Raw genomic sequence first — 25,346 nt, forward strand, 5'->3', positions numbered from 1 at the left:
GGAATCAGCTGCGCCGCAGTCTACAACTTGAAGCTTGTAGCTCGAAGCTTGCAACTGCTTTTAAGCTACCTCACACAGGGCAGTCGGATCGATGGAAAGTGCCAGGCGCTGACCGTCGGGGTGCAGATCGGCGGCCGAGCGGTTAAGCACATCCACCACCAGTTCCACGCCACGCGCCTCAATCCGGTAGCGGATGACGTTACCGAGCAGGCTGTGGCTGCGAATCTGCGCGTCGAGTTCGCCGTTGAGGCTCAGTTCGATGGCTTCCGGGCGAATGGCAATGCGGTGGTTGATCGGGCGCTGCAACAGCTTCGACGCGTCGTCGGCATCGAGCAGGTTGTAGTTGCCGATGAAGCCGGCGGCGAACACATCGACCGGCGCGGTGTACAGGGTTTCGGCATCGCCACTTTGCACGATCTTCCCCTGATTCATCAGGAAAATCCGATCAGACATGGTCAGCGCTTCTTCCTGGTCGTGGGTGACGAAGATTGTCGTAAGGCCGAGTTCGCGCTGGATCTGACGGATCTGTTCGCGCAGGTGTTTACGAATCCGCGCATCAAGTGCCGACAGCGGTTCATCCAGCAACAACAGACGCGGGCGGGTGACCAGCGAACGGGCGAGGGCGACACGCTGGCACTGGCCACCGGATAACTGATGCGGATAGCGGCTGGCGAAGTCGTTCAGTTCAACCAGTTTCAACACTTCGGCAACGCGCTTTTGGCTGTCGTCGGCGTTGACCTTTTGCATGCGCAAACCGAAGGCGACGTTCTGTTCCACGGTCATGTTCGGGAACAGCGCGTAGCTCTGGAACACCATGCCGATACCGCGTTTCTGCGGGCTCAACGGCACGATATCGACACCATCCAGCAGGATCTTGCCGCCATCCACTGGGGTCAGGCCGGCGATGCAACGCAGCAGGGTGGATTTGCCGCAACCGGACGGGCCGAGCAGGGTGACGAATTCGCCCTTGTTGATTTCGCAGTTGATGTCGCTGAACACCGTGGTGCCCGCGTAGTTTTTCTGCAGGTGTTGGACGCTGACATAGCTCATTCGCTTTTGTCCTTGTTCAAGATGTTGGCGATCCAGGTCAGGACCAGCACGAAAAAGAAATACGAGATGACCAGCGCACTGGTGAAATGCCCGCTGCTATTGCGCATGTTGTTCAGGTAAACCTGCAGGGTTTCGTAGCGGGTGCCGACGAGGATGTTGGCGAAGACGAACTCACCGAACAGGAACGAGAACGACAGCAGCAGCGCGACCATCAGGCCTTTACGCAAATTCGGCAGCACCACCAGAAACGCCGCTTGAAAGGTGCTGGCGCCGAGCAGTTGCGCGGCGTCCATCAGGTCGCGCAGGTTGATCGCTTGCAGGTTGTTGGTGATCGCCCGGTACATGAACGGTAGCGCCACGGTGAAGTAGCAACCGATCAGAATCCAAGGCGTACCGACCATCGCCATCGGCCCGGAACCATACAGTTGCAACAGGCCCACCGACGACACCACTGGTGGCACCGCGAAGGGCAGCAGGATCAGGATGTTCATCAGCGCATCGAGTTTCGGGAAGTGGTAATGCACCACGAACAGCAGCGGCAGGATCAGCACCACCGACAGCACCAGCGCGCCGACGCAAACGAGCAGCGACTGGCCAAAGGCGTGGAGAAAGCGCGGGTCGCTCCACAACTGGATGTACCACTTGAAGGTGAAGCCGCTGGGCAGAATGGTCGCCGACCAACTGCTGGCGATCGAATAGACCAGCGTGCCGGCCAGTGGCAACAGGAGGATGGCGAACAGCAGGTAGACCACGACGCGGTGGTAGACACCGGCCGGGCCGGATTCAGCGCGAGACATGGTAGCTCCTCTTCAACAGCAGTTGATGCACAACCGTCACGATGGTCATCAGCGCCACCAGTACCACAGCCAGCGCACTGGCCAGATTCGGATCGAGGGAAATATCCCCGGAGACCATCGCCGCAATACGGATTGGCAGCACGTTGAAGTTGCCGGTGGTCAGTGCGTACACCGTGGCGTAGGCGCCGAGGGCGTTGGCCAGTAGGATCACGAACGTGCCGAGCAGCGCCGGGGTCAACACCGGCAGGCCGATGTGTCGCCAGAACTGCCAGCCATTGGCGCCGAGCAGCGCTGCGGACTCGCGCCAGTCTTCGCGCAAGGCGTCGAAGGCCGGGTAGAGCAGCAGCACGCCGAGCGGAATCTGGAAGTAGGTGTAGAGAATGATCAGGCCGGTTTTCGAGTACAGGTTGAAGTCCTGAATGATCCCGGCCTGCTTGAGCATGATGGTGAAGCTGCCGTTGAAACCGAGCAGGATGATGAACGCGAAGGCCAGAGGCACGCCGGCAAAGTTGCTGGTCATGTTGGCGAAGGCATTGACGAAATTGCGCAGTTTGGAGTCGACCCGGCGCAGCGAATACGCACCGAGTACGGCGATGATGATGCCGAATACACTCGACCAGAAACTGATCTCGAGGCTGTACTGGATCGCTTGCAGATAGAACTTCGAGCTAAAGATCCTGGTGAAGTTTTCCAGTCCCCAACCGAATTCCTCCGATTGCAGGCTGTTGATCATCACCCAGATCAGCGGAGCGATTTCGAAGACGATAAAGAACAGGGCGAAGGGCACCAGACACAGGGCCGCCAGCCATTTGCCGCGAGTCATGGCATTCACTTGAGCAACTCCCGGCACACAGGTTTGTCGTGGGGTACGCCGAGCAGTTCGCAGACCGTGCCGCAAATTTCCGTCTGTTTCGGTGTGGCGTTTGCGTCGAGGCTGAAGGCGTCACCGAGGACGAACAACGGCACCTGACGTTCTTCGGGAAGCAGGCCGTTGTGCGAGCGGTCGTTGTTCATGCCGTGGTCGGCAGTCACCAGCACCTGATAACCGGCGTCGAGCCAGCCCTGTACATAGTCGGCGAGATAAATGTCGGCGAAACGCGCGCTGTTGCGGTATTGCGCGGTGTCGAGGCCGTGCTTGTGGCCGGCGTCGTCGATGTTCATCGGGTGGATCAGCAAAAAGTCCGGCGCGTGGCGCAGGCGCAGGTGTTCCGCGTCGGCGAACAGGTGCGAATCCGGGTAGTGATCCTGCCAGTAGAAATGGCCGTGCTGGATCGGCAGCGTCGGATCGTCGGTGTGACGGTCGCGGGCGGCCACGAATGGCGAGCGGTTGTACAACTCGCTGACCCAGTGATAGGCGGCAGCGGCGGTTTTCAGCCCGGCGTCGCGCGCGTAGTGATAGATGCTGCGCTGGTTGGACAGGCGCGAGACGTTGTTGTGGACGATGCCGCTGTCAATCGGCGGTACGCCGGTGAGGATGCACTCGTAAAGCGGTCGGGACAGGGCCGGCAACTCGCACTCCAACTGGTAGAGCGCGGCGCGTCCTGCGCCAACGTAAGCCTGCAGATGCCCCATGGCGTGACGCGCGACTTCATAGTTGAGGCCGTCGAGCACGACAAGGATGACGTTGTGCTTCATAGGGGCAAAAACTCCGCGAAACAATAAATTGCAGATTCAACCTGGACCCCCTGTAGGAGTGAGCCTGCTCGCGATAGCGGTGGATCAGTCAACACTGTTGTTGAATGTTCGACCGCTATCGCGAGCAGGCTCACTCCTACATGGGGATTTGTTTCAGATCACAAAGTGGTGATCAGCCGCGTTACTTCATCTCTACGATGACTTCTTCGTTCCACTTCTGCGGCAGGGCCTTGGAAGTTTTTTCCCACGCATCGGCGTCTTTGATCGGCGTGACCTTTTTGTACTGCTCGTTCGGCAGCAGTTTGGCTTTCACGTCTTCCGGCAGTTGCAGGTGCTCGGCGCGGATCGGACGGGCGTTGCCGCGGGCGAGGTTGGTCTGGCCGGCGTCGCTGAAGATGTATTCGCGGGTCAGCTTGGCGGCGTTAGGGTTTTTCGCGTATTTGTTGATGATCGTGGTGTAGCCGGAAATCACCGAGCCATCGGACGGAATCAGCACCACATAGTCATCCGGGTTGGCCATCTTTGCCTTGTAGCTCAGGCCATTGAAGTCCCAGACCACACCGACTTCGATCTCGCCTTTTTCCATGGTGGCGATGGTCGGGTTGGCCATCGACAGGCGACCTTGCTTGGCGATGTCGGCGAACAGCAGCAGCGCAGGCTGGATGTTTTTCTCGTCGCCACCGTTGGCCAGTGCAGCGGCGAGTACACCGTTGGCGGCTTGTGCGGCGGTGCTCACGTCACCAATGGAGACCTTGTATTTGCCGCCCTTGAGGTCAGCCCATTTGGTCGGTACTTCGGAACCGTGCAGCAGTTTTTTGTTGACGATGAAGGCGATGGTGCCGGTGTAGGCCAGCGCCCAGTTGCCGTCCTTGTCCTTGGCCCAGTCCGGGACTTGATCCCAGGTGCTTGGCTTGTACGGCTGCACCACACCTTGCTTGACCGCGATCGGGCCGAAGGCTGCACCGACGTCGCCGATGTCGGCGCTGGCGTTGTCTTTTTCGGCAGCGAACTTGGCGATTTCCTGAGCCGAGCTCATGTCGGTGTCGATGTGTTTCAGGCCGTAGGTCTTGGCCAGGTCTTCCCAGGTGCCTTTCCAGTTGGCCCAGTCATCGGGCATGCCGACACTGTTGACGGCGCCTTCCGCTTTCGCAGCGGCTTCGAGGGTTTTCAGATCGGTGCCTGCCGCCATGGCGGAGGTGCACATTGCAATGGTCGAGCCTAACAGTGTTGCCAGGAAAAGCTGTTTCATTCCGAAGCTCCTTGGTCGTGTTCAACGCTGCGATTGCGGTTTGTGTTGGTCTAGGTCAGCAATACCTGAGCCAATTTAAGGGGGCTGGATGACACTTTGATGTCGGTGGTCGCCGGACAAGCCTTTTATTTGCCCGGTTTCGACGGCTGCCCGCTAAGCGTAGACCATGCTCAAAGCCCCGGAGAGCAAGGGACTTGGCCGATGTATTGCAAGTCGTTTAGCCGACCGTTCAGCAGGTTTGTCATCTCTCGGTCATCTGCACTGCCTAGGCTTGCAACACACGAATGCGGTGAGATCGCCGTGCGGTTTTGCCCCGAAACAGTGCTGGTCTAGTCCAGATAGGTAACGTTGATGCGCGATGAGGCAACAAAAGCGGTGACAGCGATTGGCCAGGTGTTGCAGGAGCAACTTGACCACGGGCTATTGGCGCCTGGCAGTAAGTTGCCGGCCGAGCGCAAGCTCAGTGAGTTGTTCGGCACGACGCGGATTACTGTGCGCGAGGCGTTGTTGCAACTGGAGGCGCAAGGGCAGATTTATCGTGAGGAGCGGCGGGGCTGGTTCGTTTCGCCGCCGCGTCTGGCTTATAACTTGATGCAGCGCAGTCACTTTCACGCGATGGTCAGTGCGCAGGGGCGGGTGCCGTCGACCGAGGTGATTTCGGCTCGACTGCAACCGGCGTCGGCGGCGGTCTGTGCCTGGCTGCAGTTGCCGGCGCTGTCGAGTGTGATTCAGATTTGTCGGTCGCGGCGGATTGATGGGCGGCTGGTGCTTTATGTGGAGCATTATCTGAATCCGCAGTTTTTTCCGGGGATTCTGGATTTTGATTTGAATCAGTCGATTACCGAGTTGTATGCGCGGCATTACGATTTGCACTACGGGCGGGTGCGCTTTGAGATTGTGCCTACGTCGTTGTCGGTGGATGCGGCGGCGGCTTTACGGGTGTCGGTGGGGAGTCCGGGGTTGCGGATTGCTCGGGTCAATTATGATCAGCATGAGCGGTTGATTGATTGTGATCTGGAGTTTTGGCGGCATGATGCGATTCATGTTGGGGTTGATGTGGTTTGATCGCTTGGTGTGAATATCCGTTGCTGCGGGTGTTGCTGATTAGGGTTCCGCCCTTACGGCGGGTCACTTTGGCAAACGCCCCAAAGTAACCAAAGGTCTGTGCCCTGACGTTCGGCCCTCGCTGTGGCTCGGGTTCCTTCGCTCCGGGATTGATCCGGGGGGCATCGCCTCCGGTTTGCTGCGCTGCACCTCCTCTCGATGTGCTTGGCTTCGCCAAGCGGTCGCTGCGCTCCCACCCCCGGATCAATCCCTCCACTCAGCCTTCCGACGGGCGCTCTAGATCAAAAGCGGTACTCGAGCTAACGCTCATTGTGTTGAGTGGTGGAGATCAAAAGCGGTACTCGAGCTAACGCTCATTGTGTTGAGTGGGGCGGCATGCGCCGCGTTTCGGGTGTACTCATTTTCTTGTGGGAGCTGGCTTGCCAGCGATGGCGGCCTGACAGCCGACCTGTTTCTTGCGGATGTACTCGATCCCTTGTAGGAGTGAGCCTGCTCGCGATGGCGGCCTGAGAGCCGACCAATTTCTGGCAGACTGCACACGGTCCAAATGTGGGAGCGAGCTTGCTCGCGAAGGCACTCCCACAGTTACCTCATCTCTACTTACCCGCCCCCGCATTGGCATACAAATAATCCGTCGCCAGCGACGCCAATGTCCTCACGCCCACCACCAACGCCGACTCATCCACAAAGAACCCCGGATTATGATTCGGTGCTGCCTTGCTCATGTCCTGATCCCGTGGCGTCACGCCCAGAAACACAAACAACCCCGGCACTTCCTTGGCATAGAACGAAAAGTCTTCCGCGCCCCCCACCAGCGGTGCATTCACCACATCATCCTTGGCTGCCCACTTCAACGTCGGCAGCATTTTTTCTGTCAGTGCCGGGTTGTTAATCGTGGGGTCGTATTTTTCGATGATGGTGACATCAGCTTTCGCGCCGCCGCTCTCGGCGATTTTCTCGACGGTCTGGCGCACGTCCGCATGCAGTTTCTGGCGAATGCCGTAGTCGTAAGAGCGGATGGTCCCGGTCATGTCGACGGATTCGGGAATGATGTTGTAGCGGGTGCCGCCGTTGATGGTGCCGATGCTGACCACTGAGGGGTAAGACGAGATGTCGGTACGACGGCTGACCACGGTTTGCAGGCCGACGATGGTTTGGGCGCCGACGGTGATCGGGTCGATGCCGTCCCAGGGACGGCCGGCGTGGGTTTGTTTGCCGAGGATTTTGATGCGCAGGTCGTCGGAGCTGGCGAGGGTGGCGCCGGGGCGATAGGCGATCTGGCCGGCGGGGATGCCGGCCCAGACGTGCAGGCCGAAGACAGCGTCGGGTTTGGGTGACTTCATTACGCCTTCTTCGACCATCATTTTCGCGCCCCAGGTGTTTTTGCCGTCGGGGATGAAGTCGCTAGGGCCTTCTTCGGCGGGCTGGAAATAGAACACCACGGTGCCGGGCAGGGTGTCGCGCAGGCCGGTGAGGATTTTTGCCGTGCTGAGCAGGATGGCGGTGTGGGCGTCGTGGCCGCAGGCGTGCATGACATCTACCTCTTTGTCGAGGTAGGTGCCTTTGGCTTTCGAGGCGAACGGCAGGTCGGAAACTTCCTTGACCGGCAGGGCGTCCATGTCGGCGCGCAGGGCTACGGTCGGGCCGGGCAGGGCGCCTTTGAGGACGGCGACCACGCCGGTGCGGGCGACGCCGGTTTTGACTTCCAGGCCCATGGCTTTCAATTGTTTGGCGACCAGTTCCGACGTGCGTTTTTCGCTGTTGCCGAGTTCCGGGTGGGCGTGGATGTCGCGGCGGGTTTCCAGCAGTTCGGGTTCAAGCTGTTTGGCTTGCGCGGCGATCTGTTCGCGGCTGCTGTCCATTGTCGCCGCGACGGCGTTACTGGCGATCAGGGTGAGCAGAAGGGCTTGGGCAATGCGTGTCAGCTGCATCGGGTTTCTCCATGGTTATTGTTTTTCTGGCTTCTCTGCCTGTGACCCGAACGTCCTGCCTAAGTGCTATTCCTTCGGCTGGCCACCACCGGCAGTGATCACTTGCACACTCATTCTCGGCGTCGCCAGATCCAGTCCTGCCTCGTCCAGATGCCGCTTGAGCGACAGGTTGAAGGCCCGGGAAACTTCCCATTGTTTGATCGGCGCGGTCTTGAAGCGGGCGCGCAGGATCGCGCTGCCGGACTCGAAACTCTCGACACCCTGAATCTCCAGCGGCGACCAGATGTTGCGCCGTTGCAGTGGATCGGTGCGCATCTTCTGGCCGACTTCGCGCATCAGTTTGATCGCGTCGTCGATTTCCATGTTGTATGGCACAGCTACGCGGAAGATCGCGTAGCCGAATTCCCGCGAGTAGTTCTTGATGCTTTTGATTTCGCTGAACGGGATCGTGTGGACGATGCCGTCGATGTCGCGCAGGCGCACGGTACGGATGGTCAGGCCTTCGACGGTGCCGAGGTGGCCGCCGACGTCGACGTAATCATCGATGGCCAGCGAGTCTTCGATGATGATGAACAGGCCGGTGATCAGGTCCGCGACCAGTGACTGCGCGCCGAAACCGATGGCCAGACCGATGACACCGGCACCGGCCAGCAGTGGCGTGACGTTCATGCCCATGTTCGCCAGGGCGACGATCAGCGCAATGATGAAAATCGCCACGAACAGCACGTTGCGGATCAGCGGCATCATCGTCTGCGCGCGGGCGTTGGCCAAGCCTTTGCGCGAGCGGGTGAGGGCGTGATGCACAGCGGTGTCGGCGAGAATCCAGATCAGCCAGGAGAAGATCAGTGTGCCGATCAGGCTGAACAGTTTGACGCTGACGTCATGGCCTTCGCCTTCGGCAAAACCGATCAGCGACTGGCCCCACACCCGCAGGCCGAGTTCGATGAACACCAGCCATACCAGCAGATGCGCGAGTGTGTAAAAGAAGCTTTTCAGGCGCTCGGAGTAGAGCGCGTGGCGTTTCGCTCCGCGTTGCGGTTTGAGCGAATGCCGGCGTACCAATCCATTGATGACCATGCACAACACCAGCAGCACGGTGCAGATCAGCGACTGGCGCAGCGCGGTGCTGGTGTCGCCAGCGGAAACAAACGTGGCGAACAGCGAAATGCCGACCAGTACCAGCGCCGGCACGTACCAGAAGGTCCCGAGGATTTCGATGGTGTCGCTGAGGGCGCGGCGGGTCAGGCGCCGGGATAGCGGCTGATTGCGGATCAGGTGCGCGATCGGCCGGCGGAAACGCAGGATGAACAACCCGGTTGACAGCGCGGCGAGAACATTCGCGACGGTCGCGGCGGTGTGTGCCAAGTGCACGCCGAGGCTCTCGATCAGACGCGGGTCGTTCAGCGCTTCACCAAACGCAGCAAAACTGCCGATCAGCCACAATGGCCGGAACGCCTGATGGCGCAGGATGTAGAGCGCGCGATGGCGGTGCGGGCCGTCGAGCAGGGAAAACGCGATCACGCAGATCGCCGAGAAACAGGTGCCGACCACCAGCGCATAGGCCAGCACCATCGCCAGGCTTTTGCCCAGTGACGAGGGAAGGGCGTAGCTCATGTAAACGGTCATCACCAAAGCGATCAACCACGGCCCGAGTTTGCGCAACGCGAAGCGCAGCATATCCAGAGCCTTGGGGTGTTGCGGCAGTTCTTCGGTGAGACCAAAGCGCATGCGCACCCGGTGGCCGAGCCAGATCAGCGCGGCGGCGAGCAGGCTCCAGACCATCAGAATCACCGCGAAGCCGAAGATGATCGGCAGCCATTCACTGGCCGGGAGCAGCATGGCTTTCAGCTCATCTTTGGCCAGATCGAACTCGTTGGACCAGCGATTGAGCGGGCTGTCGGCGCCGGAGAATTGTTTTTCGAAACTGGCCAGCGTGCCGCCGATCAGGCCGAGAACGCCTTCTTCCGGTGAGGCCTGAGCCTTTTTCGTGGCGTCGCGCAGCTTTTTCAGATCGGTCAGCAACTGCGCACGTTGCTTGTCGTTTTCCAGCGACTTGATGACTTCATCGAGGGATTGCCCCAACGGTTCCTGGGCTTCGGGCTGCGTCTTGGTGGTGTTGAGCAGGCCCGGCAGACCGACCGCGTGGGCAGGCGCCACGGGCAGCAGCGTCATCAGGCAGACGAGGAACAGGCAGGGTAGAGCAAACAGACGAGCAAACACTAGGCGGTCAACCTCGCAAGGGGCGGATTCGCTGGAGTGTACGAGCCCGCCTGATTCAATGCGAGCCGGGCGCGGATTTATTCGTTGAGTTTGGCGAGGATCTTGTAGACCACGGTGGCGAGGATCATCAGCATGCCGATCCACATGGCGAACACCCCGGCGTTCTTGTCGCGGAAGTTGAAACCGATGGCCAGCAGGATCATTCCGCACAGGATCGGAATGAGCATGGCGTGGAAGGAGGACATCGAGATCATGGTGACTGCCTTGTCGGGAGGGATGATTTAAGTCTAGGTCGGTTTCTGACGCGGGTGGTGATGTGTGTCAGCAATGAACCGCTCTTTGCTCGATGTTGTGGCGAGGGAGCTTGCTCGCGCTCGGCGGCGCAGCCGTCGTAAATTCTGAGCACACGATCATGCTGACTCAACGCGTGCTCAGGTTTTAGGGCCGCTTCGCAACCCGGCGGGAGCAAGCTCCCTCGCCACAAATACTGCTTACGGCAATTCGCGGCAGGCGTAGAACGCGCTCAGCACTTTCACCAGGTGCGCCAGGTCATGGCTGCCGCACAACTCCCGAATCGAGTGCATGGCGAAGGTCGGCAGACCGATATCGACGGTGCGCACGCCCAGGTGGCTGGCGGTGATCGGGCCGATGGTCGAGCCGCAGCCCATGTCACTGCGCACCACGAAGCTTTGCACCGGCACTTCTTCGGCCATGCACAGATGACGGAAGAACCCGGCGGTTTCGCTGTTGGTGGCGTAGCGCTGGTTGCTGTTGACCTTGATCACCGGACCGGCGTTGAGTTTCGGGCCGTGGTTGGCGTCGTGCTTCTCGGCATAGTTCGGGTGTACGCCGTGGGCGTTGTCGGCCGAAACCAGCAGGGATTTCTGGATGGTGCGGACGAACTCGTCACCTTCCGGAAGCAGGCGGCGCAGGGTCTGCTCGAGCATCGGGCCGTCGGCACCGCAGGCCGAGCAGGAGCCGACTTCTTCGTGATCGTTGCACACCAGCACGCAGGTTTCGTCGGTCTCGGCAGTGAGCAAGGCTTGCAGGCCGGCGTAGCACGACAACAGGTTGTCGAGACGCGCGCCAGCGATGAAGTCGCCGTTCAGGCCAATCACTGCAGCACTTTGCGTGTCGTAGAAACTCAGCTCGTAATCGAGTACGACGTCGGCGTTCAAGCCATGTTCGCGGGCCAGTTGATCGGTGAGTACGGCGCGGAAGTCGACGCGCTCGTCACCGGCAAATTGCGCGAGAATCGGCGGCAGTTCGGTCTGCGCGTTGATTGCCCAGCCTTGATTGGCTTCACGGTTGAGGTGAATGGCCAGGTTCGGAATGATCGCGATCGGCGCCTTGAAGTCGATCAACTGGCTTTCGACCTTGCCGTCGCGGCGGAAGGTCACGCGGCCGGCCAGCGAAAGATCGCGGTCGAACCACGGGGCCAACAGCGCACCGCCGTAGACTTCGACGCCCAGTTGCCAGAAGCCCTGACGCTGCAGCTCCGGTTGCGGCTTGACCCGCAGGCACGGGCTGTCGGTGTGCGCGCCCACCAGGCGGATACCGCCGTGCAGTGGCGAAGTGCGGCCCATTTTGATCGCGACGATCGAGGAGTCGTTACGGGTGACGTAATAGCGGCCGTTAGGCTCGGTGGTCCATGGCTCGCGCTCGTCGAGGCGCACGAAACCGGCGGCCTCCAAACGTTGAACAAGGCTGGCAGTGGCGTGGAACGGGGTAGGGGAGGCCTTGAGAAAGTCGATCAGGCCTTGGTTCAACTCTTCGCGCATAAGAAACTCCAGACAGCAATGGGCGGGAGTTTAACGCATCGGCCGGGGAATTGAATCTGCACCGGATCCCTGTAGGAGTGAGCCTGCTCGCGATAGCGGTGTGTCATTCAAATAATTCTGGTCTGACACACCGCTATCGCGAGCAGGCTCACCCCTACAGGGTTTCTGCGCAAGCCGTCAGAAGGGGGCGGGGCACTCGAAGCGCAGGCGTTCACCGGTTTGCGGATGGGTGAAGCTGAGCATGCTCGCGTGCAGGCACAGGCGCGGCCAGGCAGCGAGGGCTTGTTCGTGTGCGTAGAGGCCATCGCCAAGCAACGGATGCCCGATCGACAGCATGTGTACACGCAACTGGTGCGAGCGGCCGGTGATCGGCGTCAGCTCGACGCGGCACCAGTCGCCGCAACGTTCCAGCACGCGCCAGAAGGTCAGAGCATGTTTGCCGAATTCATGATCCACCACATGACGTGGCTTGGTCGGCGGGTCGTAGCGCAACGGCAAATCGATACTGCCGCTGTCCAGCTCCGGCTGACCCCAGGCCAACGCGGTGTAGGCCTTTTCGGTTTCGCGGTCATGAAACTGACGCGACAGTTCGCGATGGGTGTCGGCGTCACGGGCCAGCAGAATGATGCCGGAGGTTTCCCAGTCCAGACGATGGACGATGCGCGCTTCCGGGTAGCCGTTTTCCTGCAAGCGGGTTATCAGGCAATCCTTGTTGTCGTCGGCGCGACCGGGCACCGAAAGCAGCAGGGTCGGTTTGTCGACCACCAGTACGGCGGCGTCCTGATGGATGATGCGGATGTTGGACAACGGCATTAAAACAGCCTCGTAACAAATGCCAACGGCGGCTCAGGGCCATTCCGGTATGGGAATGGCCCTGAGCCGCCGTCGTTCCTGCCGGATCGACTCAGCGATCTGGCAGGGTGATGTTGAGTTCCAGAATCGAGCAACTGCCCTGGCTTTCCAGTGCAACATGTACGTCGTCGTTGCCGATGTTGACGTACTTGCGGATCACGTCGACCAGTTCCTTCTGCAAGGCTGGCAGGTAATCCGGCGTGCTGCGCTGGCCGCGCTCATGCGCCACGATGATCTGTAGACGCTCTTTCGCTACCGAGGCGGTACTTGGCTTTTTGTTGGCACGAAAGAAGTCAAAAAGGTTCATTACCTACCTCCAAACAGGCGCTCGAAGAATCCCTTCTTCTCGACATCGAGGAAACGGTGGGCTTTTTCTTTGCCCAGCAAACGGTCGACGGTATCGCTGTAAGCCTGACCGGCATCGCTCTGGTCGTCGAGAATCACCGGTACGCCCTGGTTGGATGCCTTGAGCACCGCCTGGGATTCCGGGATCACGCCGAGCAGGGTTACCGAGAGGATTTCCTTGACGTCTTCAACGCCAAGCATCTCGCCCTTTTCAACACGCTCCGGGTGGTAGCGGGTGATCAGCAGGTGTTCCTTGATCGGGTCTTCGCCACGTTCGGCGCGACGCGACTTGCTGGCCAGCAGGCCGAGCATGCGGTCCGAGTCGCGTACCGAGGACACTTCCGGGTTGGTCACGACGATCGCTTCGTCAGCGAAGTACATGGCCAGGTGCGCACCTTTTTCGATGCCGGCCGGGGAGTCGCAGACCACGAACTCGAATTGTTCCTTGAGCTCCATCAGAACCTTTTCCACGCCTTCGACAGTCAGCGCGTCTTTGTCGCGGGTCTGACTGGCGGCCAGTACGTAGAGGTTTTCCAGACGCTTGTCTTTGATCAGCGCCTGTTGCAGGTTGGCTTCGCCGTTGACCACGTTGACGAAGTCATACACCACGCGGCGCTCGCAACCCATGATCAGGTCAAGGTTACGCAAGCCCACGTCGAAGTCGACGATCACTGTTTTGTGGCCGCGCAGAGCGAGGCCGGTACCGATAGCGGCGCTGGTGGTGGTCTTACCCACACCACCCTTGCCGGATGTAACCACGAGAATCTTGGCCAAGGTGTTTCACCCCTAAGGAAGAAGGACTGTTCAGCCCCTGAAAAACATCTCTTGAAAACTACTGCAGTCGGACAGCCTTGGCTGGAATTTGGCTTTAGGCCTTTTTCCTACTTCGTTTGAGCCGTTTTCGCTACGTTTTAGAGATGCTTGGAAAATGCGGCAGTATCCGTTAAAGCCGAATGATGTTCAACACGTCGCCCGACAGGCTGACCTGTACGCCCGAGCCCCACATCGGATCGCGACGCAAGTCTTCGGAAACCTTGTAGTGGCCTGCGATAGAGATCAGTTCAGCGCTCAATTGCTGACAGAAAATCCGCGCCTTGGTGTCACCCTTGACCCCGGCCAGCGCACGACCGCGCATCGGGCCGTATACATGGATGTTGCCATCGGCAAGAAGTTCCGCCCCCGGACTGACCGAGGAAACCACGACCAGATCGCCACCCTGGGCATATATCTGTTGGCCACCACGCACTGGCGTAGTGATGACACGGGTGGGTTTTACGGTCGGCTCCGGTGGTTTTTCCGGTTTCTTTTTGACTTCGGCTTCCGGGGTTTCCAGCGGCCGTTCACGGGCGCCGGACGGCGGCAACACCGGAATGTCGATGGCGATGGCGGCGGCGATGTCTTCGATGCGGCTGGCGCGAATCGCCAGGGTGCGCAGGCCATGCTGGCGGCACACGCGCATCAGGCCCGGCAGATCGACCGCGCCTTCGCTCGGCGGCAATTTGTCCAGCGCCAGAACCAGCGGCGCGTTGCTGAAGAAGTTCGGCGCCTGGGCGACTTTGGCGGCCAATTGCCGATCGAGGCTTTCGAGGTCGTTACGGGCCAGTTCCAGCACAGTAATGGCCAGCATGCTGCCCTTGAGCTGGAATACGGGATCTTGGTCTAACGGTTCGGTTTGGCTCATGTCGGCATACAACGGCTTGTCACTAAAAGTGCCGAGACTTATAACGAGAACGCCCGCGAGCCGCAAGCCGGGTCGAACGATGTAGAATGCGCGGCCACTGTATTTACGGAAGCTTTAATGGATCGCCCGCGTTTTCGAAGAGCATTTCTTGCTCCACGCTTCTGGCCGCTCTGGTGCGGTCTGGGGCTTTTATGGCTGATCGTGCAGTTGCCGTATCCGGCATTGCTGACCATCGGTCGAGTTTTGGGCGCGCTGATGTATCGCGTGGCCGGCGACCGGCGGCGCATCGCCAAGCGCAACCTTGAACTGTGCTTCCCGGAAAAATCCGCCGCCGAGCGCAAACGCCTGCTCAAGGAAAACTTTGCCTCGACCGGCATCGCGTTTTTCGAGATGGCGATGAGCTGGTGGTGGTCCCGCGAGCGCCTGGCCAAACTGGCCCACGTCGAAGGTCTGGAGCATTTGCAAAAAGCCCGGCGCGAAGGCAAAGGCGTGATTCTCATGGCGGCGCATTTCACCACGCTGGAAATCGGCGCGGCATTGCTCGGTCAGCAGCACACCATCGATGGCATGTACCGCGAACACAAGAACCCACTGTTCGATTTCATCCAGCGTCAGGGCCGCGAACGGCACAACCTCGATTCGCTGGCGGTGGAGCGCGACGACGTGCGCGGCATGCTCAAGTTACTGCGTTCGGGTCGGGCGATCTGGTATGCGCCGGATCAGGACTACGGTGCCAAGCAAAGCATTTTCGTGCCGCTGTTCGGCATTCAGGCAGCGACCGTGACCGCGACCACCAAATTCGCCCGGTTGGGCAAAGCGCTGGTGGTGCCATTCACTCAGGAGCGTCTGGCGGACGGCAGCGGTTATCGCCTGACGATTCATGCGCCGCTGGAGGACTTCCCCGGCGAGACCGAAGAGGCCGATTGCATCCGCATCAATCAGTGGGTCGAAAGCGCTTTGCGAGCCTGCCCCGAGCAATACCTGTGGGCGCATCGCCGCTTCAAGAGCCGTCCACCGGGCGAGCCGAAGCTGTACGCCAAACGCGGTTGATTCACCCATCCCTTTGAGCACCATGGAGTGTTGCGATGAGCCCAGCTGAACCGGTCACAGGTTTGATTCTTTCCGGCGGCGGGGCTCGGGCGGCGTATCAGGTGGGGGTGTTGGCGGCGATTGCCGAGTTGTTGCCATTGGGCGCCGACAATCCGTTTCCGGTGATCGTCGGCACCTCGGCCGGGGCGATCAACGCCGTGAGCCTGGCCAGCGGCGCCACGGATTTTCGCGCCGCCATCGAACGCCTCACGCTGTTCTGGCAGGGCTTTCGCAGCCATCGCGTATTGCGCAGTGACTGGCCGGGAGTGATCCGCCAAGCCAGTCGTTTTGTCAGCCACAGTTTGCTCGGCATGGGCCGACACCTGCCGGTGGCGCTGCTCAACAGTTCGCCGCTGCGCGATCTGCTCAATGAAAAACTGCACATGCCCGGCATCGCCGAATCCATCGCACGCAAGCAATTGCACGCGGTGGCGGTGACTGCGTTCGGCTATGAGTCGGGGCAGGCGGTGACGTTCTATCAGGGCGGCGGCAAGATTGATTCCTGGCTGCGGCATCGGCGCATCGGCGTGCCGACGCAATTGTCGGTGGAGCATCTGCTGGCCAGTTCGGCGATTCCGTTGTTGTTCGCTCCGGTGAAACTGGGCGATGAATATTTTGGCGACGGCGCAGTGCGGCAATCGGCGCCGATCAGTCCGGCCCTGCATCTGGGCGCCAGTCGCGTGCTGGTGGTCGGTGTCAGTGGCAACCCGCGCGGGTTTGATCCGCAGCAGCCGCTGGAGCGCACCTACACCGGGCAACAGCCGACGCTGGCGCAGATTGGCGGACACATGCTCAACAGCACGTTCATCGACAGCCTGGAAAGCGACATCGAGTTGCTGCAGCGTCTCAACCAGTTCAGCCACCTGATGCCCGCCGGCACGCCGACTCGCGAATTGGGTGTGGCGCCGGTGGAGGTGCTGGTGATTTCGCCGAGTCAGCCGATTGATGAAATCGCGGCACGCCATCGTCAGGAATTGCCGGCGGCGTTGCGCTTGTTCTTGCGTGGGCCGGGAGCGACCAAGACGAGCGGGGCGGGAGTGTTGAGTTATCTGCTGTTCGAGGCGGGGTATTGCAGCGAGTTGATCGATCTGGGGCGACGGGATGCGTTGGCCAAGCGTGAGGAGCTTTGCCGGTTTTTGGGGCTGTCCGAAGCGGTGGTTCCAGCCTGAGATCGGTGGTGCGGCAATCGCTGGCAAGCCAGCTCCCACAGGGCTTTGCGTCGTAAACAGATTTTGTCTACACCAAAGAACTTGTGGGAGCTGGCTTGCCAGCGATGGCGTCCTCGCAGACGCCACTTACACCGGCATTAGAAGTGGAACTTCACCAGGAAGCTGGTCACGTTCTGATTGGTGGTGAAGGCACGGGTGTCGTCGATCCCGTACTTGTCTTTCCAGTAGTCGTACTCAACACCGACGTACAACTGCTTCTCGCCGAAATTCAGCGCCTTGCCCAAGTCGTATTTGACCTGTGGGTTGAAGTGCAGGTTGGCGTGGTATTCGCCACGGTTGTTGACGTCGTTGTCGACGACCCAGTCCATGTAGCCGTCGATCAGCACGTTCGAGTCGCCGACCGGAATGGTGTAGGACCACACTGGAGTGATCTGCCAGACGTTGTCACCCGGGCGCGAGCCTTCGGTGTGGCGCTGGTAGAAGTTCAACTGGAAGTAGTCGAAGCCCGGGATGGCCAGGTCGAAGCCCGGACCGATCAGGTAGGACTCGGTGTCACCCTCGCCGAACTCGTATGTCATCGCCAGCAGGACGTCTTTGATCGGGCCGAATTCGATCTTCTGGTCGAGCACCTTGCCCAGCGAGATGCGCGGGCTGAACTCGCCGTAGTAGGTGTTCGGGCCGTTGTTGAAGTCCTTGTCACCGTTGTAGAAGATCTTGTCGACGAACAGGAAGTTGTCCCCATACTTCCAGGCGTCGGCGTGCTCGAAGGTGACGGTCTGCTGAATCGCAGGGTTGACCTTGAAGTCTTTGCCGTAAAGGTAGGTCAGGCTGTTGTTCTGCCATTGCAACAGGCCATCGGCCATGGCCTGGCCGCCGGCCAGCATCGATCCCGCGAGCATCAGGCTGGTGCACATACGTTTCATTCGGTTGCTCCCAAAGTAGGTGTTCCACGTTTATTTTTTTAAGATCGGCGCTCTGGTGTGGCGCCTTTTTTCGTTGCTGCAAAAGTCATCCGATTGGTCAGCTTTCATGCTGTTAGCAAGAGCTGGGCCAAGGCTTTCGAAAAGCAAAAAAACGCCCGGTCGGCTGCTGAAAAACAGTCGACAGAGCGTGTTTTCGGGATGCCTCGGTACTGACCGGGGCCGGGATAAGTTGGCCTGTCGGTCAGGAATTAAATCCGGGCTTTTTTTTAGACCGAATTCATGAGGCCGCGGAGAATACTGACTCCTTGGCCAGCTCTCAAGTGCCCCGCAACAGAGCACCGACGACAGGTATGGGGCACGGTTGCGGGTCATCTTAAAAGTGCACCTTCACCAGCAGGCTGGCGGTGTTCTGATTGGTGTCGAGGTTGTGGCTGCTTTCGACCCCGTATTTATTTTTCCAATAACTGTATTCGGTGCCGACATACAGCTGCTTCTGACTCCAGCCCAGCGCTTTGCCCAAGTCGTATTTGATCTGCGGATTGATGTGCAGGTTGGCGTGGTAGGTGCCGCGCGAGTTCTCGTCGTTGTCGACGACCCAATCCAGATAACCGTCGATCAGCAGGTCGGAATTGCCCACAGGGATGCTGTACGACCAGCCCGGGGTGATCTGCCAGACACCGTCGCCGGGGCGCGGGCCTTCGGTCTGGCGGCGGAAGATGTTCAGGGTGACGTAGTTGAAGCCCGGCACCTTGAGGTCGAACCCGGGGCCGATCAGATAGGCCTCGCTCTCACCTTCGCCGTACTCGTAGGTCATCGCCAGCAGCACGTCCTTGATCGGGCCGAATTCGAGCTTCTGGTCGAAGATCTTGCCGAACGAGAAACGCGGGGTGAATTCGCCGTAGAAGGTGTGCGGGCCTTTGTTGCGGTCTTCCTGGCCGTTGTAGAAGATCTTGTCGACGAACAGGAAGTTGTCGCCGTACTTCCATTTGTCGGCGTGCTCGAACGTCACCGTCTGCTGGATCGACGGATTGATCGCGAAATTCTTGCCGTACAGATAGCTCAGGCTGTTGGTCTGCCACAGCAATAAATCGCCGGCCATGGCTTGGGATGCGGCCAGCAGGCCACCGCTCAACAGCAGGTTGGTTTGCGTGCGAATCATCTGTTGCTCCCTCTTGTTTTTATTGTTTGAGGCGCAGAGCTGTTGCGTGCCTTTGTAGGAGTGAGCCTGCTCGCGATAGCGGTGAATCAGTCAACATTGATGTCGGTGTTGATGACGCAATCGCGAGCAGGCTCACTCCTGCAGAGGACATTGGTGATGCTGTTTTTAGTGCTGATGCGCGTGGCAGTCGTTGATCGCCGCGCGCTCGGCACCGCCGAGAATGTTGAACAGCAGGTTCAGCGTCAACGCACTCAGCGTGGCCATGGCGATGCCGCTGTGGGTGATCGGGCTCATCCACAACGGCAGGTGGGCGAAGAACTCCGGACGCACCACCGGGATCAGACCCATGCCGATGCTCACCGCCACCAGCAACTGGTTGCGACGGTCACCGATGTCGGCTTCCTGCAGAATCTTGATGCCGGTCGCGGCAACCATGCCGAACATCGCGATCGCCGCACCGCCCAATACCGCCGGTGGAATCGACGCCACCAGGAACGCCGCTTTCGGCAGCAGGCTGAGGACGATCAGCAAGCCACCGGCGACGATGGTCACCGAACGGCAACGCACGCCGGTCATCTGCACCAGGCCGATGTTCTGCGCGAAAGAGGAGTGGGTGAATGTATTGAAGAAACCGGCCACGAATGAAGCGCCGGCATCGCACAACAAGCCGCGACGCAGCATGCGTGGGCAGACTTCCTGGCCGGTGATCTTGCCCAGCGCGAGAAACATCCCGGTGGACTCGACGAAGATGATCACCACCACCAGGCACATCGACAGGATCGGCGCGAGTTCGAATTTCGGCATGCCGAAATGCAGTGGGGTGACGAATTGCACCCATGGCGCGTTGGCCATGCCGCTCAGGTCGACCATGCCGATCGCGCCGCACAGCAGGTAGCCAAAGCACATGCCGATCAGGACGGAAATGTTCACCCAGAAACCGCGCATGAAGCGGTGGATCAACAGAATGGTGCCCAACACCAGAGCGGCGATGGCCAGATAAATCGGTGAGCCGAATTGCGCAGCGGCGGCACCGCCACCAGCCCAATTCACGGCTACGGGGAATAGCGACAAGCCGATCGAGGTGATGACTGTGCCGGTCACCAGCGGCGGGAAGAAACGTACGACCTTGGACATGAACGGCGCGATGATCATGCCGAAGAAACCGGCAGCAATGGTGGCGCCGAAGATCCCTTGCAGGCCGATACCGGGCATGCCGGCCATGGCGACCATGCTGCCGACGGCGGCAAAACTGGCGCCCATCATCACCGGCATGCGAATGCCCATCGGGCCGATGCCCAAGGACTGCACGATGGTGGCGATACCGGCGACCAGCAGGTCGGCGTTGATCAGGAAGGCGATTTCTTCACGACTCAGGCCAGCGGCCTGTCCAATGATCAGCGGCACCGCGATGGCACCACCGTACATCAGCAGAACATGTTGCAAACCGACCAGGATCAGTTGCAAAAGGGGCAATCGCTGAATGGCGGGTGCGTCGGGGATGCGCGCTTTGGACAGCTCGGACATGCAACACCTCGGATCTTTTTTATTCTTGTGATTGAACAGCTGCCGGGTTGCTCACAGCTGTTTCTGTGCATCAGGTAAACCGCGTTGCGGCCAATCGCTGGCAAGCCAGCTCCCACACAGGCAGTGCAAAACCCTGTGGGAGCTGGCTTGCCAGCGATGCTTTTGTGGCTTAGTTGGTCTGCGCTCCCTGGGCGATCCATGCACCGATCAGGTCACGTTCCTGCTGGGTCATCTGGGTGATGTTGCCCAGTGGCATGATCTGCGTGGTGATGGCTTGCGCCTGGATGCGCGCCGCGTTCTGGCGGATCTGCTCGGGGGTGTCGAACATCACACCGGCAGGGGCCGCACTGAACAATGGGCTGGTCGGTTTGGCCGAGTGGCAAACCGCGCAACGTTCTTGAATCACGTTGTGCACTTTGTCGAAGGCCGGACCTGCATTGGAGGCTTGCGCCGGTGCTGCTGCAGGCGCTGCTGCGGGTGCTGCCGCTTCAGCCGGTTTCGCGCCACCGCCCAGTGCCGTTTCCGGCAGCGGCTGGTACTCGATTTTTGCCGGAGCCTTGGCCACTTCCGGAGCGGTCGACATCGGTACAGGACCGGTGACGTACGCCAGAGTGATCATGCCCACCGCCGCAACCGGCAGAGTCCAGGCAAACTTGTGGCTGTCGTGACGGGTGTTGAAGTAGTGACGCACCAACACCGCCAACACTGCGATCCCGGCCAGGATCAACCAGTTGTACTGGCTGCCATAGGTGCTCGGGAAGTGGTTGCTGATCATGATGAACAGCACCGGCAGGGTGAAGTAGTTGTTGTGACGCGAACGCAGCAAACCTTTGGCCGGCAGCGCCGGATCAGGCGTGCGGTTTTCGGCAATCGCCGCCACCAGTGCACGCTGAGCCGGCATGATGATGCGGAACACGTTACCGACCATGATGGTGCCGATGATCGCGCCGACGTGCAGGTACGCACCACGACCGCTGAACACCTTGCTGAAGCCATACGCCGCGCCGATGATCAGCACGAACAGGATGAAGCCGAGCAGGGCAGGGCGTTTGCCCAAAGCGGAGTCGCAGAGGAAGGAGTAGATGAACCAGCCGAGGAACAGCGAGCCGATACCGATGGCCACGCCTTCAGGGCCGCTCAGTGTGCTGCCCGGAGCCAGCAGGTAGAGCGTTGGATTGGAGTAGAACACCACGCACAGCAGCGCAATACCCGACATCCAGGTGAAGTAGGCTTCCCATTTGAACCAGTGCAGGTTCTCCGGCATCGACGGTGGGGCCAGTTTGTATTTTTCCAGGTGATAGATACCGCCACCGTGGATCGCCCACAGATCACCGGCAAGACCGGTTTTCGGGTTGACGCGGTTGAGGTTGTTCTCCAGCCAGACGAAGTAGAACGACGCGCCGATCCAGGCCACGCCAGTGATCATGTGAACCCAGCGCACGCTCAGGTTCAGCCATTCCAACAGATGTGCTTCCACAGTCTTTACCTCTCGCCTGTCACTCTTGTTGTCGAGTGATCAGACCTTCTCTTATTGGTGGGGGGCGAGGATCAAACGCTCATCCTCTTTGAAAAAATGCTCATCGCAGTTATTGCCTGTGCCACTGCGATCAACCACCAGGAAGTCATCCCGCTTTTCGATCGTCAGCACCGGGTGGTGCCAGACGCCGCGATGGTAATTAATGCCCTGCCTGCCGTTGGTGACGAAGGCGCGGACCAAGCCTGATACAGGTTCATCGCCAAGTGGCGCGACCACGATCAGAAAGGGGTTGCCGAGCAGCGGAATGAAAGCCTGGCTGCCCAGCGGATGGCGTTCCAGCATGCTCACGGTCAGCGGCATGTCCTGCGCGTCAGCGCGGAAGATGCTGATGATCGCGTTGTCCTCAGGCGTCGCGGTTTCGACCGTCGCCAGTTTGTGGAAGCGCATGGTCGAACCGTTGTTGATCATGAAGTGATCGCTGCCGTCGGTTTCGATCACGTCACCGAAAGGGGCGAAGGCTTCTTTGGTCAGCGGTTCAATCTGTAGTGTGCGCATGCTGTTCTTATCCGAATTCTGTGTTGTTAGAACTATCGCCATCGTCGGAACGCCGCCCGGGGCAAGCCCGCTCCCACAGTGGACTGTGGCGTTCACAAAACCTGTGGGAGCTGGCTTGCCAGCGATTGGGTTCAACCTTATTTAGCGACCTTGCCGAGAACGCGCAGGCGGCTCACACCACCATCCGGGAACACATTCAAACGGATGTGGGTGATCGGCCCCAGTGCCTTGATCTGCTCGACGAAGGTGTGTTCGGCGTGCATTTCCAGCTTCTGGCTTGGCAGCAGTTCGCGCCAGAACAGCGATTGGGTTTCGATCTGGCTGTCGGTGCCGCCCTTGACGAAAGCGCCCTGGATCGAGCAAGTGTCCGGGTAGTTGCCCTTGAAGTGCAGGGTGTCGACGACGATCTTCTCGATCTCGCCCGGGTGGCCCAGCGCGACGATCACCCAGTCATTGCCTGGCGTGCGACGACGTGCTGTTTCCCAGCCGTCGCCCATGTTGATGCCACGGCCCGGGTTGAGGATGTTGCTCATGCGACCGAAGTGTTCGTCGGAGCAGGCGAGGGCGCGGCCACCGTTGAGGGCTGCTGCCAGATCGACCTGTTCGTTGTCGCCAACAGCGGACCAGTCGCGGAACGGAATGCCGTACACGCGCAGACGGGCGACACCGCCATCCGGGTAGATGTTGAAGCGCAGGTGGCTGAAGGCCTTGTCGTTGCTGATTTCGTGGTAGTGGTGGCTGTTGCCCTGCAGCTCGACGGCCGACAGCACTTCAGTCCACTGGGTGTTTTCATCAGGCTCGCCCGAGGCCAGGAAGCACGCTTCCAGAGACGCCGATGGCGGGAAGTTGCCGGTGAAGAATGAAGTGTCGATGTCCACGCCTTTGATCGAGCCCGGAACGCCCAGGCGGATTACGGCGCTGTCGAAGCCTTCGAAGCGCTTGCGGCGCGATTCCCAGCCGTCCATCCACTTGCCGTTGTCATCGAACACACCCTCCTTCCACACGGCCGGGGTTGGCTGAAACAGACGATTGGCGTCTGCGAACCAGTCATCGGTGACCGAGATGATTTTGGTGCCCAGACGGGCATCGGCCAGGTTGACGAACTTCTCGAAAGGTACGGCGTAAGCTTTCATTCTTCTTGTCTGCCTTTAATAAGTTGGCTGGGGATGCTTGCAAGACCCTGGGTACTCTCCGCGTTTGATGTACTCGGGTCAGGCTTGCTAAAGAGTCAGTAAACGGAACAGGGCGATCTTGTTGATCTCCGCCAGCGCGCATTTGAACTCGGTGTCGACCGAATTGTGAATGCGCGTTTCGAACGCCGCGAGGATCTGATGCCGGTTGCTGCCTTTTACCGCCATGATGAAGGGAAACTTGAACTTGGCTTTGTAGGCGTCGTTCAGCTCGGTGAAGCGAGAAAACTCTTCGGCCGTGCATTGGTGAATACCGGCGCCAGCCTGTTCATTGGTGCTGGCTTCGGTCAATTGGCCCTGGACGGCAGCTTTGCCGGCCAGGTCCGGGTGAGCGTTGATCAACGCGAGTTGACTGGCGTGATCGGCGCTCAACAGGATGTCGCTCATGCGCTGGTGCAGGGTTTCGATCTCGTCGATCGATGCGTCTGCGCCCAGGTCGTAGGCCTTCTCGGCCACCCATGGCGAATGTTCGTAGATGTCGGCAAAGGCTTTGACGAAGGCGTCGCGGCTCAGGGTCGATGGTTGCAGGGTTTGAAAGCGGCTCATTTGGCGGCCCCTTGGTACGGCTGGGTTTCGTGCCAGTGACGCGCGATGTCGACGCGACGGCTGAACCACACCTGTTCATGACTTTTGGCGTATTCGATGAAGCGCTTGAGCGAAGCGAGGCGACCCGGGCGGCCGATCAGGCGGCAGTGCAGACCGATCGAGAGCATTTTCGGCGCTTCGGCACCTTCGGCGTAGAGCACGTCGAACGCGTCTTTGAGGTATTCGAAGAAATCGTCACCCTTGTTGAAACCCTGCACTTGCGTGAAGCGCATGTCGTTGGTGTCGAGGGTGTACGGGATCACCAGATGCGGCTTGCCGGTCGGGTTGTTCGGTTCCCAGTAGGGCAGGTCGTCGTCGTAGGTGTCGCAGTCGTATAGGAAACCACCTTCTTCCATTACCAGGCGACGGGTGTTCGGACCGGTGCGACCGGTGTACCAGCCCAGCGGACGCTCACCGGTGAGTTCGGTGAGGATGCGGATCGCTTCGAGCATGTGCTCGCGTTCCTGCGCTTCGTCCATGTACTGATAGTCGATCCAGCGATAGCCGTGGCTGCAGATCTCGTGGCCGGCGTCGACCATTGCGCGGATCACATCCGGGTGGTGCTGAGCGGCCATGGCGACGGCGAAGATGGTCAGCGGAATGTCGAATTCCTTGAACAGTTTGAGGATCCGCCAGACGCCGGCGCGGCTGCCATACTCGTAAAGCGATTCCATGCTCATGTTGCGCGCGCCTTGCAGCGGCTGAGCGGCAACCATCTCGGACAGAAAGGCTTCGGATTCTTTGTCGCCGTGCAAAATGTTGCGCTCGCCGCCTTCTTCGTAATTGAGTACGAAGGACAGGGCGATGCGGGCATTGCCCGGCCAGTGTGGGTGAGGAGGGTTACTGCCGTAACCGATCAGGTCGCGTGGGTAGTCAGCGCTCACTGCAGTCTTCCTTCTTATTCGTTGACAGGTTGTGTAACGGCCCGGCGGTGAGTGTGCAGGCTGGCGTCACAGCGATGGGCTGATTGTATACAACTTTATTCTCAATTTGTAAGCCTGAATTTTCGCAAATTTCACCGACTGTCATCTTTTGCTGTTAGTGGCGTGAGCCTGCAAGAAACCTGCCT

Annotated in this window: 24 protein-coding genes; 3 read left to right on the forward strand and 21 right to left on the reverse strand. The window is 59.8% G+C overall.

Annotated elements, in window-relative coordinates:
- Positions 1 to 60 precede the first annotated feature (60 nt).
- The 5 genes from ACVVH8_RS08965 to ACVVH8_RS08985 all read right to left on the reverse strand — a co-directional run bounded on the left by ACVVH8_RS08965 (position 61) and on the right by ACVVH8_RS08985 (position 4,731).
- On the reverse strand, positions 61 to 1,050 hold the full coding sequence (locus ACVVH8_RS08965; protein WP_213028019.1) for an ABC transporter ATP-binding protein: 990 nt from the start codon (positions 1,048 to 1,050) through the stop codon (positions 61 to 63).
- Positions 1,047 to 1,847: an ABC transporter permease gene (locus ACVVH8_RS08970; RefSeq protein WP_103307247.1), complete on the reverse strand. Its 801-nt coding sequence runs from the start codon at positions 1,845 to 1,847 to the stop codon at positions 1,047 to 1,049. Before ACVVH8_RS08970 ends, ACVVH8_RS08965 begins: the two co-directional genes overlap by 4 nt.
- Positions 1,834 to 2,670: an ABC transporter permease gene (locus ACVVH8_RS08975; protein WP_177431477.1), complete on the reverse strand. Its 837-nt coding sequence runs from the start codon at positions 2,668 to 2,670 to the stop codon at positions 1,834 to 1,836. The genes ACVVH8_RS08970 and ACVVH8_RS08975 overlap by 14 nt, the downstream gene beginning before the upstream one ends.
- A gap of 5 nt (positions 2,671 to 2,675) precedes the next feature.
- Positions 2,676 to 3,482, reverse strand: coding sequence for an alkaline phosphatase family protein (locus ACVVH8_RS08980; RefSeq protein ID WP_103307245.1), 807 nt, complete (start codon positions 3,480 to 3,482; stop codon positions 2,676 to 2,678).
- 181 nt (positions 3,483 to 3,663) lie between these two features.
- Positions 3,664 to 4,731: an ABC transporter substrate-binding protein gene (locus tag ACVVH8_RS08985; protein WP_103307244.1), complete on the reverse strand. Its 1,068-nt coding sequence runs from the start codon at positions 4,729 to 4,731 to the stop codon at positions 3,664 to 3,666.
- A 351-nt stretch (positions 4,732 to 5,082) separates the two neighbouring features.
- On the opposite strand from ACVVH8_RS08985, the gene ACVVH8_RS08990 reads away from it, so the two are divergent.
- Positions 5,083 to 5,796, forward strand: coding sequence for a UTRA domain-containing protein (locus tag ACVVH8_RS08990; protein WP_103307243.1), 714 nt, complete (start codon positions 5,083 to 5,085; stop codon positions 5,794 to 5,796).
- A gap of 596 nt (positions 5,797 to 6,392) precedes the next feature.
- Here ACVVH8_RS08990 and ACVVH8_RS08995 read toward each other — a convergent pair.
- The 8 genes from ACVVH8_RS08995 to minC all read right to left on the reverse strand — a co-directional run bounded on the left by ACVVH8_RS08995 (position 6,393) and on the right by minC (position 14,606).
- The gene (locus tag ACVVH8_RS08995) at positions 6,393 to 7,727 is read right to left on the reverse strand and encodes an amidohydrolase (RefSeq protein WP_475229565.1); all 1,335 of its coding nucleotides are present in this window, start codon (positions 7,725 to 7,727) and stop codon (positions 6,393 to 6,395) included.
- Between the two features lie 66 nt (positions 7,728 to 7,793).
- Positions 7,794 to 9,947, reverse strand: a complete 2,154-nt coding sequence (locus ACVVH8_RS09000) for a mechanosensitive ion channel family protein (protein WP_475229568.1) — start codon at positions 9,945 to 9,947, stop codon at positions 7,794 to 7,796.
- Positions 9,948 to 10,024: 77 nt separating this feature from the next.
- The gene (locus ACVVH8_RS09005; RefSeq protein WP_177431475.1) at positions 10,025 to 10,201 is read right to left on the reverse strand and encodes a hypothetical protein; all 177 of its coding nucleotides are present in this window, start codon (positions 10,199 to 10,201) and stop codon (positions 10,025 to 10,027) included.
- 237 nt (positions 10,202 to 10,438) lie between these two features.
- Positions 10,439 to 11,728: a M18 family aminopeptidase gene (locus ACVVH8_RS09010; protein ID WP_007919200.1), complete on the reverse strand. Its 1,290-nt coding sequence runs from the start codon at positions 11,726 to 11,728 to the stop codon at positions 10,439 to 10,441.
- 177 nt (positions 11,729 to 11,905) lie between these two features.
- Positions 11,906 to 12,541 (reverse strand): RluA family pseudouridine synthase, encoded by a 636-nt coding sequence (locus ACVVH8_RS09015; protein WP_007960625.1) that lies wholly within the window; start codon positions 12,539 to 12,541, stop codon positions 11,906 to 11,908.
- A gap of 91 nt (positions 12,542 to 12,632) precedes the next feature.
- The gene (gene minE / locus ACVVH8_RS09020; protein WP_003223146.1) at positions 12,633 to 12,887 is read right to left on the reverse strand and encodes a cell division topological specificity factor MinE; all 255 of its coding nucleotides are present in this window, start codon (positions 12,885 to 12,887) and stop codon (positions 12,633 to 12,635) included.
- The gene (minD, locus tag ACVVH8_RS09025) at positions 12,887 to 13,699 is read right to left on the reverse strand and encodes a septum site-determining protein MinD (RefSeq protein ID WP_007913953.1); all 813 of its coding nucleotides are present in this window, start codon (positions 13,697 to 13,699) and stop codon (positions 12,887 to 12,889) included. Before minD ends, minE begins: the two co-directional genes overlap by 1 nt.
- Before the next feature lie 169 nt (positions 13,700 to 13,868).
- Positions 13,869 to 14,606, reverse strand: coding sequence for a septum site-determining protein MinC (gene minC, locus ACVVH8_RS09030; RefSeq protein WP_026000431.1), 738 nt, complete (start codon positions 14,604 to 14,606; stop codon positions 13,869 to 13,871).
- A 117-nt stretch (positions 14,607 to 14,723) separates the two neighbouring features.
- Here minC and ACVVH8_RS09035 point away from each other — a divergent pair, with 117 nt between their 5' ends.
- Complete coding sequence (locus ACVVH8_RS09035) at positions 14,724 to 15,656, forward strand: lipid A biosynthesis lauroyl acyltransferase (RefSeq protein WP_103303779.1); 933 nt, start codon at positions 14,724 to 14,726, stop codon at positions 15,654 to 15,656.
- A gap of 35 nt (positions 15,657 to 15,691) precedes the next feature.
- Positions 15,692 to 16,864, forward strand: coding sequence for a patatin-like phospholipase family protein (locus ACVVH8_RS09040; protein ID WP_475229571.1), 1,173 nt, complete (start codon positions 15,692 to 15,694; stop codon positions 16,862 to 16,864).
- Positions 16,865 to 17,001: 137 nt separating this feature from the next.
- On the opposite strand, the gene ACVVH8_RS09045 is transcribed toward ACVVH8_RS09040, so the two are convergent.
- The 8 genes from ACVVH8_RS09045 to puuE all read right to left on the reverse strand — a co-directional run bounded on the left by ACVVH8_RS09045 (position 17,002) and on the right by puuE (position 25,161).
- Positions 17,002 to 17,787, reverse strand: coding sequence for an outer membrane protein OmpK (locus tag ACVVH8_RS09045; protein ID WP_064118621.1), 786 nt, complete (start codon positions 17,785 to 17,787; stop codon positions 17,002 to 17,004).
- 373 nt (positions 17,788 to 18,160) lie between these two features.
- The gene (locus tag ACVVH8_RS09050; RefSeq protein WP_213028024.1) at positions 18,161 to 18,946 is read right to left on the reverse strand and encodes an outer membrane protein OmpK; all 786 of its coding nucleotides are present in this window, start codon (positions 18,944 to 18,946) and stop codon (positions 18,161 to 18,163) included.
- A gap of 165 nt (positions 18,947 to 19,111) precedes the next feature.
- Positions 19,112 to 20,470 carry a nucleobase:cation symporter-2 family protein gene (locus ACVVH8_RS09055; RefSeq protein ID WP_213028025.1) on the reverse strand — a complete coding sequence of 453 codons (1,359 nt, stop codon included), beginning with the start codon at positions 20,468 to 20,470 and terminating at the stop codon, positions 19,112 to 19,114.
- A gap of 169 nt (positions 20,471 to 20,639) precedes the next feature.
- Entirely contained in the window at positions 20,640 to 21,947 is a 1,308-nt protein-coding gene (locus ACVVH8_RS09060) for a urate hydroxylase PuuD (protein WP_475229573.1), read from the reverse strand.
- A gap of 51 nt (positions 21,948 to 21,998) precedes the next feature.
- Complete coding sequence (locus ACVVH8_RS09065) at positions 21,999 to 22,502, reverse strand: ureidoglycolate lyase (RefSeq protein WP_007960648.1); 504 nt, start codon at positions 22,500 to 22,502, stop codon at positions 21,999 to 22,001.
- A 137-nt stretch (positions 22,503 to 22,639) separates the two neighbouring features.
- Positions 22,640 to 23,635: an allantoicase gene (alc, locus tag ACVVH8_RS09070; protein ID WP_095191513.1), complete on the reverse strand. Its 996-nt coding sequence runs from the start codon at positions 23,633 to 23,635 to the stop codon at positions 22,640 to 22,642.
- A gap of 87 nt (positions 23,636 to 23,722) precedes the next feature.
- Positions 23,723 to 24,238: a 2-oxo-4-hydroxy-4-carboxy-5-ureidoimidazoline decarboxylase gene (gene uraD, locus ACVVH8_RS09075; protein WP_103303785.1), complete on the reverse strand. Its 516-nt coding sequence runs from the start codon at positions 24,236 to 24,238 to the stop codon at positions 23,723 to 23,725.
- On the reverse strand, positions 24,235 to 25,161 hold the full coding sequence (gene puuE, locus ACVVH8_RS09080) for an allantoinase PuuE (RefSeq protein ID WP_475229576.1): 927 nt from the start codon (positions 25,159 to 25,161) through the stop codon (positions 24,235 to 24,237). The genes uraD and puuE overlap by 4 nt, the downstream gene beginning before the upstream one ends.
- Positions 25,162 to 25,346: the final 185 nt, after the last annotated feature.

The sequence above is a fragment of the Pseudomonas trutticola BRTCR10 genome, assembly GCF_056155105.1.

Bases quoted from the DNA above. Each gene is read 5' to 3' on its own strand.
- ACVVH8_RS08965 (WP_213028019.1), bottom strand. From the start codon at position 1,050: ATGAGCTATGTCAGCGTCCAACACCTGCAGAAAAACTACGCGGGCACC.
- ACVVH8_RS08970 (WP_103307247.1), bottom strand. From the start codon at position 1,847: ATGTCTCGCGCTGAATCCGGCCCGGCCGGTGTCTACCACCGCGTCGTG.
- ACVVH8_RS08975 (WP_177431477.1), bottom strand. From the start codon at position 2,670: ATGACTCGCGGCAAATGGCTGGCGGCCCTGTGTCTGGTGCCCTTCGCC.
- ACVVH8_RS08980 (WP_103307245.1), bottom strand. From the start codon at position 3,482: ATGAAGCACAACGTCATCCTTGTCGTGCTCGACGGCCTCAACTATGAA.
- ACVVH8_RS08985 (WP_103307244.1), bottom strand. From the start codon at position 4,731: ATGAAACAGCTTTTCCTGGCAACACTGTTAGGCTCGACCATTGCAATG.
- ACVVH8_RS08990 (WP_103307243.1), top strand. From the start codon at position 5,083: ATGCGCGATGAGGCAACAAAAGCGGTGACAGCGATTGGCCAGGTGTTG.
- ACVVH8_RS08995 (WP_475229565.1), bottom strand. From the start codon at position 7,727: ATGCAGCTGACACGCATTGCCCAAGCCCTTCTGCTCACCCTGATCGCC.
- ACVVH8_RS09005 (WP_177431475.1), bottom strand. From the start codon at position 10,201: ATGATCTCGATGTCCTCCTTCCACGCCATGCTCATTCCGATCCTGTGC.
- ACVVH8_RS09010 (WP_007919200.1), bottom strand. From the start codon at position 11,728: ATGCGCGAAGAGTTGAACCAAGGCCTGATCGACTTTCTCAAGGCCTCC.
- ACVVH8_RS09015 (WP_007960625.1), bottom strand. From the start codon at position 12,541: ATGCCGTTGTCCAACATCCGCATCATCCATCAGGACGCCGCCGTACTG.
- minE (WP_003223146.1), bottom strand. From the start codon at position 12,887: ATGAACCTTTTTGACTTCTTTCGTGCCAACAAAAAGCCAAGTACCGCC.
- minC (WP_026000431.1), bottom strand. From the start codon at position 14,606: ATGAGCCAAACCGAACCGTTAGACCAAGATCCCGTATTCCAGCTCAAG.
- ACVVH8_RS09035 (WP_103303779.1), top strand. From the start codon at position 14,724: ATGGATCGCCCGCGTTTTCGAAGAGCATTTCTTGCTCCACGCTTCTGG.
- ACVVH8_RS09040 (WP_475229571.1), top strand. From the start codon at position 15,692: ATGAGCCCAGCTGAACCGGTCACAGGTTTGATTCTTTCCGGCGGCGGG.
- ACVVH8_RS09045 (WP_064118621.1), bottom strand. From the start codon at position 17,787: ATGAAACGTATGTGCACCAGCCTGATGCTCGCGGGATCGATGCTGGCC.
- ACVVH8_RS09050 (WP_213028024.1), bottom strand. From the start codon at position 18,946: ATGATTCGCACGCAAACCAACCTGCTGTTGAGCGGTGGCCTGCTGGCC.
- ACVVH8_RS09055 (WP_213028025.1), bottom strand. From the start codon at position 20,470: ATGTCCGAGCTGTCCAAAGCGCGCATCCCCGACGCACCCGCCATTCAG.
- ACVVH8_RS09065 (WP_007960648.1), bottom strand. From the start codon at position 22,502: ATGCGCACACTACAGATTGAACCGCTGACCAAAGAAGCCTTCGCCCCT.
- alc (WP_095191513.1), bottom strand. From the start codon at position 23,635: ATGAAAGCTTACGCCGTACCTTTCGAGAAGTTCGTCAACCTGGCCGAT.
- uraD (WP_103303785.1), bottom strand. From the start codon at position 24,238: ATGAGCCGCTTTCAAACCCTGCAACCATCGACCCTGAGCCGCGACGCC.